Below are 239 nucleotides of genomic sequence, written 5' to 3' on the forward strand. Positions count from 1 at the left end.
TGCTCTGAATAACCGCCAATCGCAAAACAGTTTCAGCTACCACCCTCATCGGGTGGTTTTTCTATTTGCTTCCTTTTACCGGCGTTCCCGTGAACGGGTCAATATATTCTTTAAAACTAAGTTGCTCTGCTATTTGATCTTCTTGAATTTGGTTTTGAATATACTTTGCAATTGCAATTTTATTTCTTCCCACTGTGTCAACGTAATATCCTCTACACCAAAAATGTCTATTTCCATAT

1 protein-coding gene is annotated in these 239 nt (G+C 37.7%); it reads right to left on the reverse strand.

Features of this window, described 5'->3' with window-relative positions; genetic code table 11:
* Positions 1-61 precede the first annotated feature (61 nt).
* Positions 62-239 (reverse strand): transposase (locus ACQRD5_RS17385; protein ID WP_427747138.1); only part of this gene is annotated, 178 nt, incomplete at its 5' end.

Origin of the sequence: Clostridium sp. SGI.024 (genome assembly GCF_050315195.1) — a bacterium.
Classification (GTDB): domain Bacteria; phylum Bacillota; class Clostridia; order Clostridiales; family Clostridiaceae; genus Clostridium.